Consider the following 12,897-nt stretch of genomic DNA (forward strand, 5'->3'; position numbering starts at 1 on the left):
GGGCTCCCGCTGCGGGGGACGCGAGCGGGGCGGGTCCGGCAAATGGTCATCGGCGTCGTCGGTCGACTTGGTCTTGGAATGCCAAAGCCGCCTCATTCGCCTCGTATCTGGCCATGTGCCGGCCCCGCGCAGCGCGTAAAAAGAGCGTGAGCAGGTTCTCAGGGGACAACCCGTACCTTGATGCTGCTGCTCATCGCCGGGCCGAACGATTGATGCGCGCCGTTGGCGAACTGCAGCGTCAGGGTGTGCTCGCCCGGAGGCAGCGTCAGCTCGGTTTCGGTCTGGCCCTTGCCGAAATGGCGGTGGCTGTCGTCGGTGGCGACCACTTCGTTCAGGGGCACGGGGCTGCCGTCGATGATCAGGTGGTGATGGCCGGTGCCGGGTTTCATGTCGCCGGCGGGGGCAATCGCCATGCCTTCGACGCCGAAGCGTACCTTGAACGGGCTCTTCACGGCCGCGCCATCGGCCGGTTCGACGAAGTAGACGCGTTCCGCGGCCAGCGCCGTGGCGGCGGCGAGGGACAGGCTCAGGGCCAACAGGATTTTCTTCATGGTGGGGTCCGTTACGGAGGGTGGGTAACGTTTCGTTGTATGCCAGGATGCTGGTTGAGGCAACGTTGGCGGTTCTGGCTACCCGCCGTCCGGAGTGCCTGTTCGGGCTGGACAACATGACGCCGGCACGGCAGGCTGGGCGTTTTTCCTGTTTCTGATGCCACCATGCTGACCCGCCAAGACCTTCCCGCGCTCACCGCCGGTTTCGTGACCGTGCTGGTGGGCTACACCAGTTCCGCCGCCATCGTGTTCGAGGCCGCCCGCAGTGCCGGCGCCAACCCCGCCGAGATCAGCTCGTGGCTGATGGCGCTGGGGCTGGCGATGGGGCTGACCTGCATCGGCCTGTCGCTGCGCTACAAGGTGCCGGTGGTGACGGCGTGGTCGACGCCGGGCGCGGCGCTGTTGATCACCAGCCTGTCCGGGGTGAGCCTGCCGGAGGCGATCGGCGCCTTCGTGTTTTCCGCCGGGCTGATCACGCTGTCCGGCGTCACCGGGCTGTTCGAGCGCGCCATCAGCCGCATCCCGCTGCCGATGGCGGCGGCGATGCTGGCGGGCATCCTGGTGAAGTTCGGCATGAACGTGTTCGGCGCGATGCAGGCCAACCTGGCGCTGGTGCTGCCGATGTTCGTCGCCTACCTGGTGCTCAAGCGTCTGCTGCCGCGCTACGCGGTGGTGCTGGTGCTGTTGCTGGGCGGGCTGATCGCGGCGTTGCAGGGTGGCCTGCATCTGGGCGGCCTGGCCTTGAAACTGGCGACGCCGCTGTGGACCACGCCGGTGTTCTCGCCCGGCGTGCTGCTCGGCGTGGGGCTGCCGCTGTTCGTGGTGACCATGGCTTCGCAGAACGTGCCGGGCGTGGCGGTGCTGCACTCGGCCGGCTACCGCCCGCCGATCTCGGTGCTGATGACCGGCACCGGGCTCGTCAACCTGGTGCTGGCGCCGTTCGGCTGCTTTGCCGTCAATTTGGCGGCGATCACCGCCGCCTTGTGCATGAGCCGCGAGGCGCACGAAGACCCGGCGCGGCGCTACCTCGCCAGCGTGGCGGCCGGCGGCATCTACCTGCTGCTCGGCGTGTTCGGCGCCACCGTCGGCGCGCTGTTCGCGGCCTTTCCCAAGGAGCTGGTGCTGGCCATCGCCGGGCTGGCGCTGTTCGGCACCATCGCCGGCGGCCTGACCACGGCGATGAGGGATGACACCGAGCGCGAGCCGGCGCTGATCACCTTCCTGATCACCGCCTCCGGGGTGACGCTGTTCGGCGTCGGCTCGGCGTTCTGGGGGCTGGTAGGCGGCACGCTGGCCTTGCTGGTGCTGAACGCGCGGCGCGGCTGACGGCCGGGTTGCGGGCTTCGGCCAACGTTGGCCGAAGAGGGCGCTCAAGGAGCGCACTCCGCCGGCTTGGCTATAGTGCTTGCAAGGCCGGTCGTGCGGGCCGGCGGCCGAACGGAGGAGTGGGCATGGAATTGGATCGTGAGCGCTTGGACCAGGCGGTGAAGCGCGGCGTGATCAGCGCCGAGCAGGCGGAAGGACTGTGGCAGTTCCTGGCGGAGAGCGGCCACGACACGCCGAGCTTCCGTTTCGTCCATATCCTCTATTACCTGGGCGGGCTGATCGCGATCGGCGCCATGAGCCTGTTCATGACCCTGGGCTGGGAGCGCTTCGGCGGCGGCGGCTTGCTGCTGATCTGCCTGGTGTACGCCGTGGCCGGCATCGCGCTCACGGAGTGGCTGCTGCAGCGGCGGCTGCCGATTCCGGCCGGCATCACCGCCACCTTCGTGGTGGTGCTCACGCCGCTCGCCGTGTACGGCCTGCAGCAGCTGCTGGGCTGGTGGGCCGGACCGTTCACTTACCGCGACTACCACGTGTTCATCGACGGGCGCTGGCTCATGATGGAATTGGCCACGCTCGCCGTCGGCGCCGTTGCCCTGTGGCGCTACCGCCTGCCGTTCCTGGTGATGCCCGTCGCCGTCACGCTGTGGTACATGAGCATAGACCTGACGCCGTTTTTGGCCGGCGATCCGGACGTGGGCTGGGAATTGCGCAAGCTGGTGTCGCTGTGGTTCGGCCTGGCCGTGGTGCTGCTGGCGCTGTGGGTGGATATCCGCAGCCGCCGCGACCAGGATTTCGCCTTCTGGCTCTACCTGTTCGGCGTGATGGCGTTCTGGTGCGGTCTGTCGCTGCTGCGCTCGGACAGCGAGCTGGGCAAGTTCTTCTACCTGTGCGTCAACCTGGGGCTGATCGTGGTGGGCGCGGTGCTGTCGCGCCGCGTGTTCGTGGTGTACGGCGCGCTGGGCACGGCGGGCTACCTCGGCCACCTGGCCTACGACGTGTTCAAGGACAGCCTGCTGTTTCCGTTCGCGCTGACCCTGCTCGGCCTGGGCGTGGTGGCGCTCGGCATCGTCTGGCAGCGCCACGAGGCGGCGATCAGCCAGTGGCTGCGCCAGCCCCTGCCACGGCCCTTGCGCGAGCTGATCGAGCGGCGCGGCTGAGGCGCGTCCTAGCCGCCGGCTTGCTGCCGCGCCAGCTCGCCCAGCCGCACCAGCGCCGCCAGGAAGCGCTCGTCCAGCGGCTGGCAGCACGACAGGCGCAGCGCGTTGCGGTAGCGCCCGCTGGGCGAGTACAGCGGGCCGGGCGAGATGCTGATGCGCTCGGCGATGGCGGCGTGGAACAACGCCACCGTGTCGCACGGCTCGGGCAATTCCACCCACAGCAGGAAGCCGCCGGAGGGGCGGGTGGCGCGGGTGCCGGCGGGAAAGTGGTCGGCGATCAGCGCGCGTACCTTGTCGACGTGCACGGCGTAGCGGCGCTTGAGCGCGCGCAGGTGATGGTCGTAGCCACCCGATTCCAGGAACAGCCCCAGCGTCTCGCTCAATACCAGCGGCTCGGCGATCGAGGTGGCGAACTTCAGCTTGCGGATGGCCTCGGTGAAGCGGCCGCCTTCCAGCCAGCCGACGCGGAAATCCGGCGCCAGCGTCTTGGTGTAGCTGGCGCACACGATCACCCAGCCGTCGCGGTCGAAGGCCTTCACCGCCGGCTGCAGCGAGTCGGCAAACTGCAACTCGGCGTACAGCGCGTCCTCGATCAGCGGCACGCGGTACTGGTTCGCCAGCGCCGCCAGCCGTTTCTTGTTCTCCAGCGGCATGGTCGAGCCCAGCGGGTTGTGCACGTTGGGCATGGCGATCACGGCGTTGAGGCGGCCCTCGGCCAGCAGCCGTTCCAGCGCATCCAGCGACAGCCCCTGCTGCGGGTCGGTGGGAATCTCCACCGCCTTCAGTCCCAGGCTGGCGAACAGCGGCAGCAGGTTGAAGTAGGTGGGGGATTCGATGCCGACGGTGTCGCCGTGGCGCGTGATGGCGCGCAGCGCCAGTTGCAGCGCCTCCATGCAGCCGTGGGTGAGGACGATGTCGTCCGGCTGCAGCGCCATGCCCAGTTCCAGCCCGCGCCGGGCGATCTGGGTGCGCAGCCGCTCAGATCCCGGCGGCAGCGCGTAGGTGCTGACCAGTCCGGGGTTCTTGCGCAGCAGCTGGCCCATCAGCCGTGCCAGCTTGGCGCCGGGGTAGAACTCGCCGCCGTGCGGGCAGGCCAGCGCCATGTCGATGTAGCCGGGGGTCTGCTGCGCCTTGAGCGAGGCGCCGATCAGGTCCAGCACCGCGCCGTCGGTACCGCGCGCCGGACCGGCGGCCTGCGCGGCGCGGCGCGCCGGCAGCGGCAGGCGCGAGCGCACGTAATAGCCCGACTGCGGCCGCGCCTCGATCAGGCCGCGGTCCTCCAGCACGCGGTAGGCCGCCACCACGGTGTTGAGGCTGAGACGGCGGCTCTCGGCGGTGCGCCGCACCGACGGCAGGCGCGAGCCGGGCGGCAGCGTGCCGCGGCTGATCGCCAGCGACAGGTCTTCCGCCAGTTGCTGGTACAAGGTGAGGTTGGCCGAAGCGAGCGTTTCCATGGCGAGGCAGGATCGTAGACGGTGACAGAGCCCATGATAGGCGAAGGTGACAGAGTGATGGAAGAACAAACTGTCACCATGACAATTTGCCATTGTTGCGACTGTATCAAGGTGCGGCGACTCATTAGCATGGTGGACAGACCCACTCAATGAAGGAGCGCCGCCATGCTCGAACTGCCCTTGCTGACCTATTTCGCCGTGATGTCGATTACCCCCGGCCCCAACAACCTGATGCTGGCCGCCTCCGGCGTCAATTTCGGCTTTCGCCGGACCGTGCCGCACATGCTCGGCATCAGCTTGGGCGTGGCGCTGCAGCTGTTTATCACCGCTGCCTTGCTGGCCTACGTGCTGAACGGCCTGGGTTCGTTGCGCCTGCCGCTCGGCGTGGCCGGCTGCCTCTACCTGCTGTGGCTGTCCTGGTGCATCCTGCGCGCCGGCCGTCCCGAGGCCGATAGCGAGGCCCGGCCGCTGGGCTTCCTGGGCGCCGCGCTGTTCCAGTGGCTCAACCCCAAGGCCTGGGTGATGGTGATCAACACCTCCATCCTGTTCGCGCCGCAGGCCGGCCAGGTGCTGTGGACGGCGGCGCTGCTGAGCCTGGCCTGCGCGCTGGTGAACCTGCCCTGCATCGGGGTGTGGGCCTGGACCGGCGACCGGTTGCGCCGCTGGCTGGACGGCGAGCGTGCACGGCAGGCGTTCAACACGGTCATGGCCGTGCTGATGGCCGGCACCGCGCTGTGGCTGTTGGGCGACGAGATCCGCCACGCCGGCCTGCTGTGAACGATGTCCGTTTTTGGCAGGGTGTTGTCCGTCGGCGGCCTCGTGGCAAGGCCGGGCGATGGTTATGCTGAGGGCTGTTTCCTACAGGAGCCCAAACCCATGAGCAAGCCGAAGACCGCCCTGCTGGTGATCGACGTCCAGCAATCCTTCCTGCACCGCCCGTACTGGGACGAGGCCGAGCTGCCGGTGTTCCGCCATCACCTGCAGGCCTTGATCGCCGGGGCCGAGGCGCGCGGCGTGCCGGTGGTCAACATCCTGCACGAAGACGGCGACGGCCCGTTCTCCGCCGCTTCCGGCCTGGTCACGCCGCTCGACTGGCTGACTCACGTACCTGCCGCCACCTTCGTCAAGCACGTGCACAACGCCCTCATTGGTTCCGGTCTGAAGGAGTGGCTGGACGAGCGCGGCATCACCCGGCTGGTGATCAGTGGCATCCGCACCGAACAGTGCTGCGAAACCACCACCCGCGTCGCCTCCGATCTCGGCTACCAGGTGGATTTCGTCACCGACGCCACGCTGACCTTCGCCATGACGCACCCGGTCAGCGGCCGCCGCTACAGCCCCGCCGAGATCCGCGACAAGACCGAGCTGGTGCTCTCTGGCCGCTTCGCCCGCATCGCCAGCGTCGAGGACGCGCTGGCGGCGCTGTGAGCCCGATTCCCCGATACGGAGCCAAGATACGGAGCCAACACCATGCTGGAACTCAGACCGAGCTGTGAACACTGCAACACCGCGCTGCCGCCCGACTCGCCCGAGGCGCGCATCTGCAGCTTCGAATGCACCTTCTGTGCCCGCTGCGTTGACGAGGTGCTGGGCAATGTCTGCCCGAACTGCGGCGGCGGCTTCGCGCCCCGGCCGATCCGCCCGGCACGGGACTGGGGGCGTGGCAACCACCTCGGCAACTACCCCGCGGGCGAGCGGGTGGTTTACCGCCCGGTCGACGTCGCGGCCCACGCGGCCTTCGTCGCGTCGCTCCGTGCGCTGCCGCCCGAGCAGCGCTAGAGGGAGAGTCCCATCATGATTCAGGACCTGTTTCGGCCAACGCCTTACCAATCCCGGCCGTTGGCCGCCCGTGGCGTGCTGGTGGCGCCGGGCGGCTGGCGCCTCAAGCTGTACGATATCGCCTATGACAGTCTGCCGCTCGACGAGGCCCGCTTCACCGCCGGGGTGGACGGCGCGCTGGCCGGGCTGCCGCAGCCGGCGCTGACGACACAGCGCCCCGGCGTTGGCGCGCTGATCCGCCATGCCGGGCGCGGCATGGACTATCTGGTGTTAGTCTATTGGGATAACGACAACGAGTGTCTGGTGCGGGTCTGGGTGCGCGACGAGCACGGCTGGCGTGCGGCGCGTGCCGAGTCGTTCTGCGTGTGGGATCTGCAGGTGATCTGGCACGAGCGTGAGGCCTGCGTGCGCCATCTGCTGAGCGACGCGCCGGACATGGACGGGTATCTCGCCGATACCCTGTAATCAATCGACTGGAGGCGACATGCCGTTGACCGATATCGCCCAGGCGCTGGCCATCGTGCTGGTGTGGGGCGTCAATTTCGTGGTGATCAAGTGGGGCGTGGCCGACGTGCCGCCGCTGCTCCTGGGCGCGCTGCGCTTCACGCTGGCGGCGTTGCCGGCGGTGTTGCTGGTGCGCCGCCCGGCGGTGCCGTGGCGCTGGCTGGCGGCCTACGCGCTGACCGTGGGCGTCGGCCAGTTCGGCCTGCTGTTCTCGGCCATCAAGCTCGGCATGCCGGCCGGCCTCGCCTCGGTGGTGCTGCAGGCGCAGGCCTTCTTCACGCTGTTGTTGGCCTCGCTGGTGCTGGGCGAGCGCTGGAAGGCGGCGCAGCTGGTCGGCCTGTTGTGCGCGCTGGCCGGGCTGGCACTGATCGGCGTGGGCAAGGGCGGCAACATGACGCTGATCGGCTTCGCCCTGACCGTGGCGGCGGCGTTGAGCTGGGCCGCGTCCAACGTGGTGGTGCGCCTGATCGGCCGCGCCGGCTACCGCGTCGAGCCGCTCGGCCTGGTGGTGTGGTCCAGCCTGGTGCCGCCCGTGCCGTTCCTGCTGCTGTCGTTGTGGCTGGAAGGCGGCGAGCGCATCGCCGCCGCGCTCGGCCATTTCTCGCTGTCGTCCCTGCTGGCGGTGGCCTATCTCGCCTTCGTCGCGACGCTGTTCGGCTACGGTCTATGGAGCCGGCTGCTGGCGCGTCACGCCGCCAACAAGGTCGCGCCGTTCTCGCTGCTGGTGCCGGTGGTGGGGCTGATCGCCGCCAGCCTGCTGCTGGGCGAGCGCTTGAGCGCGGGGCAGGCGGTGGGCAGCCTGCTGCTGTTGGGGGGGCTGGTGATCAACGTGCTGGGCGAGCGCCTGCGGGACTACTGGCGCCAGCGGGAGGCCGCCGGTGCGTGAGGTCTGTTTCCTGCTGACGCCGGGCTTCCTGCTGCTCGACCTGGCCGGCCCGGCCGAGGCGTTCCGCATCGCCAACCAGTTCGGCGCCGAGTTCGCCTTGCGCTACCTCGGCGTCGGCGGCAGCGTCACCTCCTCGCTCGGCCTGCCGCTGGGCGGCATCGAACCGCTGCCGGAGACGCTGACCGACGGCACGCTGTTGGTGATCCCCGGCGTGACCGGCTCGGCCGAGGTGTACGACTGCGACGAGGCACGCCAGATGGCGCGCTGGCTCGCCACCCATGTGGACCCGCACCGTCACCTGCTGGCGACGGTGTGCTCCGGCGCCTTGCTGGCGGCGCGTGCCGGCCTGCTCGCCGGGCGCGACTGCACCACCCACCACGTCCACCTCGAACACCTGCGCCAGTTCGACACCAGCGCCAAAGTGCGCGAGAACCGCGTGTTCGTCGAGGACGGCCCGGTGTTCAGCAGCGCCGGGGTCACCGCCGGCATCGACCTCGCGCTGCATCTGATCGCCCGTCTCGCCAGCCCGGCGCTGGCACGCGACGTGGCGCGCCACATGGTGGTGTACTTCCGTCGCTCGCCGCAGGACCCGGAGCTGTCGCCCTGGCTCAGCCACCGCAACCACCTGCACCCGGCGGTGCACCGCGCGCAGGACCTGATCGCCGGCGAGCCGGAGCAGGCCTGGAGCGTGGAAACGTTGGCCGAAGCGGTGCACGTCAGCCCGCGCCACCTGGCGCGGCTGTTCCGCCAGCACGCCGGGGTGTCGGTGCACGACTATCAGCAGCAGATCCGCCTGGCGCGGGCACGGCAATGGCTCGCCGCCGGGCTGTCGCGCGAGAAGGCGGCGCTGTCGGCCGGCTTCTCTTCGGCGCGCCAGCTGGGGCGGGCCGAGCGGCACGGGGCGTAAAACCGCACTGCCGGCTCAAGTTTTTTGCCGCAGCGCCGATAAACCGGTTGACGCTTCATGACGTTGATTCATACCATCCGGTCAAAATAATCTTCGGTAATTGCCATGAAACCTGCCTCGCTGCTTCCCCTCTCCGTGTTGACCCTGGCGCTCGCCCTGAGTGCCTGCGCCGCGCCGCGCCAGACGACCGCCGCCGCCGGCAGCGATCCGATCAGCGGGGCCGGTTACGTCGGGGCCGGCATCGAGCCGGAAGCACCCAAGGTCGTGGTCAAGGAAGTGAACCCCTACCAGCCGGTCACCATCCGCGTCACCGGCGTCGGCGCCGCGCCGCTCGGCACCACGCTGAGCCCGTCGCAGCGCAAGCTGCTGGGGCTGCGCGCCGCCAAGCTCGACGCCTTCCGCGCCGTCGCCGAAGAAGTGCAGGGCATGAAGCTGGTCGGCAACAGCTCGGTCTCCAACATGCTGGCCACCAACGACGCCTTCCGCACCTACGTCGACGCCTACCTGCGCGGCGTCAAGGTGCTCTCCAACACCATGGCGCCGGACGGCACCACCGAGGCGGTGGCCGAGATCGTGCTCGACAACGACTTCTACCGCGAATACAAGAAGGCGCTGGACCGCAGCGGCAGCGTGATGAAGGCGGCGCAGCAAAGCGCGGTCGACGGTGTCGCCTGCACCGACGGCAACTGCGGTGCCAGCCGTTACGACAGCAACTTTTATGTAGCGCAGTGATGAAGCTGCTGCGCCGCACCTGCCGCCTTGCCGCCCTCGTGGCGGCATTTGTTTTGCCGCTGGCGCCCGCCGGTGCGGCCAAGCTGCTGGGCACCGGCATGGCCACGCTCGACAACGGCGTGCCGGCGGCGCGCGAACTGGCCATCCAGGACGCCGTGCGCCAGGCCGCCTTGACGCAGGGCGCCAGCGTGCAGTCGACCGAATACGCCGACAACGGCCAGCTCGGCGACAGCACCCGGCTCACTGCCGCGCCGCTGTCGGGAAAAGTGACGGTGCTGCGCGAATACCAGCGTGACGATCTCTACTACGTCGAGGTCGAGGTCGACACCGACGCCATGCGCGCCGCCCCGCAACGCTGCGCCCCGTCCGGCGGCAGAGAGCTGAAGCGGCGCGTGGTCGCCACCTATTTCAACGTCGAGCACCCCGCCGACGCCTCGGACATGCCGGAGCTGGCTACCCAGCTGCCGGTCGAGCTGGCCCGCCGCCTGCCGGTGGGCGGGCCGTTCCTCGCCAGCGCCGCGGGCCAGGTCTCGGTGCTGGCCGATCCGCGCCTGGCCGAGCCGCAGGCCGGTGCCGACACCGTGCGCGAGATCGGGCGGCGCGAGGGGGCGCAGTTCGTGATCGCCGGGCGCGTGCTGGATACCGCGGTCGCCGCCAAGGGGCTGCGCGCCTCGCTGTTCGACGGCGACCACGGCGGCGAACAGGGCGTGTTCTACAACGGCCCGTTCTCGGGCCTCTTGGGCGGCGCGGTGCGCTACCGCCCCACGGTGCGCCAGTTCGACGTCGAGGTCTGGGTCTACGATGCCCTTACCGGCGGCCTGCTCGCCAATCACCACCTCAGCACCAGCGGCACCGGCCAGGTGGCGCCACCGGCGCCGCGCCCGTTCGGTTCCACCGCGTTCTGGCGCAGCGACTACGGGCACGCGGTGGACAAGCTGCTGGAACGGGCCGTGCAGCAGACCGCCGACACCGTCGCCTGCATCCCGTTCACGGCGCGCGTGGCGCGGGTCGACGCCGGCAAGCGCGTCTACCTCAACGCCGGCGGCCTGGCCGGCCTCGCCGTGGGCGATCGCCTGCTGCTCTACAAGCCGCAGCCGGCCAGTCCGTTGCGCAGCGCCGGCTCGACCGGCGAGCTGGGCATCGCCGAAGCGCTGTCCGGCACCGTGGTGCTGACCCAGGTGCAGCCGGGGCTGTCGATCGGCGTCGTGCAAAACGCCCGGCTCGCGGTGGAAGAGGGCGATTACCTGCGCTTCCTCCCGCCACGCTGAAACGACTCCATCAGCGGGCGACGGGAGCACGAGCCCGGTGCCGCCGCCGACGGCCCGCCGAGAACCGTGCCTGCGGTCATGGTCGATGAGCGGCTCGATGGTCTGGATCAGCCGCCAGTCGAGCGCTGTCAAGACGGACGGCGGCAACTTCTCTCCCACTTGCGAAGCGCTGTCGAGACGCGTGACGACGTTTCATCGCGGACGGCCGTTGGGTGCCATGCCAACAGCCTGTCTCGCGAGTCTTGGGCCATCGGGTGATGGCTCGCAAGACTGACTGATCCGTGGCCGCATTTCCAGCCACATTGCACCGATGCTCACCTCAAACCCGACATAGAACGGCTTCCGGCCTCTGCGCCGGGGCCGTTTTTGCTCGCGGCACTTCCCAAGACCGAAACCCCGCGCCGGGGTTGCCGGAATCGCTCCCTCCCATGTCTCAATGCGCTGCGCCCCCCTTAAGGGGCATGGCAGCGCGGCAACACCACGCCTTATCTTCATTGATAACAATACGAATGATGTTGATTATCATGTAGAATGCCGCGCACTACACACGGCCGTGCCGCGGTATCGCCGCCGGCTTGCAACAACTTGGGAGAAATAACAATGACGGCTCCATTGCCGCATCGAGCAATCGCTAAGGCCAACCGCAAGGCCGACTTTCCAACCATGGCCTGGCATACCTTGCTGCTGTTCTTCATGGGCTTCGCCCTGGTGACCGGCCTGCGCCTCGCTTTCGACCACGCCAAGGGCGGCTGGCGTGCTGCGCTGGAGCCCATCATGCTGCAAGGCGACGTAGTGCGCTGGCACGTGTGGGCGTCGATCGCTCTGACCGGCCTTGTCGCCGGCTACATCGCCTTCCTGGTCAAGGCCAGGCTGGCTGCGCGCTGGAAAGTATCCAAGATGATGCTCAAGGCACCCGTCAAGGCGGCGCGCTGGCAGGCGATCAACCGTGCGGTGTACTGGCTGGGCCTGGCCACCTTTGTGGTTGCCGTCCTGTCCGGCATCTGGCTGTACTTCCTGCCGTTCTTCGGCTGGCTGGAACTGGTCGGCTACGTGCACGAGATCGCCAGTTGGGCGCTGGTCGCTTACATGCTGATCCACGTGATCGCCCAGTTCGTGATGGGTGGCATCTGGCAGTTACTGAAGATATTCATCCCGCGGTTCGACCTGCTGCAAGCCGGCGCAGTGATGGGCGTGGCGGGGGTCTCCGGCGCACTGGGTTTCGCCGCTCTCGACTGGAGCGCGACGAGCGACCTGGTCGCCGCCAAGGCCGACACCGCGCCGCTAGTCGACGGCAAGCTTGACGACGCCGTGTGGCAGAACGCGCAGAAGCAGATGGTCTACACCTCGCACGGCTGGAACGTGGCCGGCGGCGAAACCCCGATCGAGGTGCGTGCCGCCGTTCACGGCGACCGCATCTACATCGCCACCTCCTGGCCGGACGACACGCGCTCCTACATGCGCCTGCCGCTGAAGAAGACGGCGCAGGGCTGGGTCCGGATGATTGGTGACGACCCGCGCCATACCTACGACGGCGCCGACACCATCGACTACTACGAGGACAAGTTCGCGATCGCGATCAGCCCGAAGCAGAACCCCTTCGGCGGCGGTTGGCACTTCGGTCCGGATCCGTTGCCGGGCGTCAAGAAGCCACTACAGGGCCGTGGATATCACTTCACCGACGACGGTAGCGTGGTTGACCTGTGGCACTGGAAAGCCAGCCGCACCGGTGTCACCGGCCAGGCGGAAGACTCGCTGTTCGGCCCCCCGGTGCCCTACGACCCGGTCAAGCATGAGGTGCGCTACCCGGCCGGCTACGCGAGCGACAAGAAGGACAAGGACAGTGGCTATCAGGACAACTTTGCCAAAGGTCCGCACGGCTGGTCGGTCAACTGGCCGAGCCGGATCGTCACGCCCAAGTACCTCCCCAGGGATTTGGCCAAGCTGCAGGCCCGCCTCGGCACCAGCCAGTCGCCCTACGAGTCGCATGGCTCCGAATTCAACATGGGGCCTGACGAGATCGTGCCCTATTCCAAGGAGCTGGACGACAAGATTCCGGTTGGCACCCTGATCCCCGCGCTGTACTGGACGAAGCCGATGAGTGGCCCGGCGGGTGACGTCGCGGCGCGTGGCTACTGGCAGAACGGCCGCTGGACGGTGGAGTTCTCACGCAAGCTTGATGCACCGGATACGCAGGATGTGGCGATCAAGGACGGCGTCTACCTGTGGTTCGCGGCGTTCAACCATAACCAGACCCGCCACAGCTGGCACATTCTGCCAGTGCGCCTGCGGCTGCCCCACTAACCCCGCTCCGGCTCCGTCGCCGGCCAGCGTGA

The 12,897-nt window shown here is 68.6% G+C and carries 13 protein-coding genes; 11 read left to right on the top strand and 2 right to left on the bottom strand.

Annotation, left to right across the window (positions count from 1 at the left end; all coding sequences use genetic code 11):
* Positions 1-158 precede the first annotated feature (158 nt).
* Positions 159-551, bottom strand: coding sequence for a DUF4399 domain-containing protein (locus AC3WG5_RS05175; RefSeq protein ID WP_008955283.1), 393 nt, complete (start codon positions 549-551; stop codon positions 159-161).
* Positions 552-716: 165 nt separating this feature from the next.
* On the opposite strand from AC3WG5_RS05175, the gene AC3WG5_RS05180 reads away from it, so the two are divergent.
* Complete coding sequence (locus tag AC3WG5_RS05180; protein WP_492568045.1) at positions 717-1,877, top strand: benzoate/H(+) symporter BenE family transporter; 1,161 nt, start codon at positions 717-719, stop codon at positions 1,875-1,877.
* A 125-nt stretch (positions 1,878-2,002) separates the two neighbouring features.
* Positions 2,003-3,034 (top strand): DUF2157 domain-containing protein, encoded by a 1,032-nt coding sequence (locus AC3WG5_RS05185; RefSeq protein WP_492568046.1) that lies wholly within the window; start codon positions 2,003-2,005, stop codon positions 3,032-3,034.
* 8 nt (positions 3,035-3,042) lie between these two features.
* Here the strand turns inward: AC3WG5_RS05185 and AC3WG5_RS05190 are convergent, their stop codons facing one another.
* Positions 3,043-4,488, bottom strand: a complete 1,446-nt coding sequence (locus tag AC3WG5_RS05190; protein ID WP_008955280.1) for an aminotransferase-like domain-containing protein — start codon at positions 4,486-4,488, stop codon at positions 3,043-3,045.
* Positions 4,489-4,653: 165 nt separating this feature from the next.
* Between AC3WG5_RS05190 and AC3WG5_RS05195 the strand changes: the two genes are divergently transcribed.
* The 9 genes from AC3WG5_RS05195 to AC3WG5_RS05235 all read left to right on the top strand — a co-directional run bounded on the left by AC3WG5_RS05195 (position 4,654) and on the right by AC3WG5_RS05235 (position 12,865).
* The gene (locus AC3WG5_RS05195) at positions 4,654-5,265 is read left to right on the top strand and encodes a LysE family translocator (protein WP_014086417.1); all 612 of its coding nucleotides are present in this window, start codon (positions 4,654-4,656) and stop codon (positions 5,263-5,265) included.
* 99 nt (positions 5,266-5,364) lie between these two features.
* Complete coding sequence (locus AC3WG5_RS05200) at positions 5,365-5,916, top strand: isochorismatase family protein (protein WP_492568047.1); 552 nt, start codon at positions 5,365-5,367, stop codon at positions 5,914-5,916.
* Between the two features lie 42 nt (positions 5,917-5,958).
* Positions 5,959-6,267, top strand: coding sequence for a DUF1272 domain-containing protein (locus AC3WG5_RS05205; RefSeq protein WP_482582976.1), 309 nt, complete (start codon positions 5,959-5,961; stop codon positions 6,265-6,267).
* Positions 6,268-6,282: 15 nt separating this feature from the next.
* The gene (locus tag AC3WG5_RS05210) at positions 6,283-6,732 is read left to right on the top strand and encodes an isochorismatase (RefSeq protein WP_492568048.1); all 450 of its coding nucleotides are present in this window, start codon (positions 6,283-6,285) and stop codon (positions 6,730-6,732) included.
* Between the two features lie 19 nt (positions 6,733-6,751).
* Complete coding sequence (locus tag AC3WG5_RS05215; protein WP_492568049.1) at positions 6,752-7,657, top strand: EamA family transporter; 906 nt, start codon at positions 6,752-6,754, stop codon at positions 7,655-7,657.
* Entirely contained in the window at positions 7,650-8,564 is a 915-nt protein-coding gene (locus tag AC3WG5_RS05220; protein WP_492568050.1) for a GlxA family transcriptional regulator, read from the top strand. The genes AC3WG5_RS05215 and AC3WG5_RS05220 overlap by 8 nt, the downstream gene beginning before the upstream one ends.
* A gap of 105 nt (positions 8,565-8,669) precedes the next feature.
* Complete coding sequence (locus tag AC3WG5_RS05225) at positions 8,670-9,296, top strand: LPP20 family lipoprotein (protein ID WP_014086423.1); 627 nt, start codon at positions 8,670-8,672, stop codon at positions 9,294-9,296.
* Positions 9,296-10,564, top strand: a complete 1,269-nt coding sequence (locus AC3WG5_RS05230) for a flagellar assembly protein T N-terminal domain-containing protein (RefSeq protein ID WP_482582972.1) — start codon at positions 9,296-9,298, stop codon at positions 10,562-10,564. The genes AC3WG5_RS05225 and AC3WG5_RS05230 overlap by 1 nt, the downstream gene beginning before the upstream one ends.
* Before the next feature lie 663 nt (positions 10,565-11,227).
* The gene (locus tag AC3WG5_RS05235) at positions 11,228-12,865 is read left to right on the top strand and encodes an ethylbenzene dehydrogenase-related protein (protein WP_492568051.1); all 1,638 of its coding nucleotides are present in this window, start codon (positions 11,228-11,230) and stop codon (positions 12,863-12,865) included.
* Positions 12,866-12,897: the final 32 nt, after the last annotated feature.

The organism is Pseudogulbenkiania sp. FW507-F1, from assembly GCF_058781125.1.

Excerpts from the sequence above, each read along its gene's own strand:
- AC3WG5_RS05175 (WP_008955283.1), bottom strand. The coding sequence starts at position 551 with ATGAAGAAAATCCTGTTGGCCCTGAGCCTGTCCCTCGCCGCCGCCACG.
- AC3WG5_RS05180 (WP_492568045.1), top strand. The coding sequence starts at position 717 with ATGCTGACCCGCCAAGACCTTCCCGCGCTCACCGCCGGTTTCGTGACC.
- AC3WG5_RS05185 (WP_492568046.1), top strand. The coding sequence starts at position 2,003 with ATGGAATTGGATCGTGAGCGCTTGGACCAGGCGGTGAAGCGCGGCGTG.
- AC3WG5_RS05190 (WP_008955280.1), bottom strand. The coding sequence starts at position 4,488 with ATGGAAACGCTCGCTTCGGCCAACCTCACCTTGTACCAGCAACTGGCG.
- AC3WG5_RS05195 (WP_014086417.1), top strand. The coding sequence starts at position 4,654 with ATGCTCGAACTGCCCTTGCTGACCTATTTCGCCGTGATGTCGATTACC.
- AC3WG5_RS05200 (WP_492568047.1), top strand. The coding sequence starts at position 5,365 with ATGAGCAAGCCGAAGACCGCCCTGCTGGTGATCGACGTCCAGCAATCC.
- AC3WG5_RS05205 (WP_482582976.1), top strand. The coding sequence starts at position 5,959 with ATGCTGGAACTCAGACCGAGCTGTGAACACTGCAACACCGCGCTGCCG.
- AC3WG5_RS05210 (WP_492568048.1), top strand. The coding sequence starts at position 6,283 with ATGATTCAGGACCTGTTTCGGCCAACGCCTTACCAATCCCGGCCGTTG.
- AC3WG5_RS05215 (WP_492568049.1), top strand. The coding sequence starts at position 6,752 with ATGCCGTTGACCGATATCGCCCAGGCGCTGGCCATCGTGCTGGTGTGG.
- AC3WG5_RS05225 (WP_014086423.1), top strand. The coding sequence starts at position 8,670 with ATGAAACCTGCCTCGCTGCTTCCCCTCTCCGTGTTGACCCTGGCGCTC.
- AC3WG5_RS05230 (WP_482582972.1), top strand. The coding sequence starts at position 9,296 with ATGAAGCTGCTGCGCCGCACCTGCCGCCTTGCCGCCCTCGTGGCGGCA.
- AC3WG5_RS05235 (WP_492568051.1), top strand. The coding sequence starts at position 11,228 with ATGGCCTGGCATACCTTGCTGCTGTTCTTCATGGGCTTCGCCCTGGTG.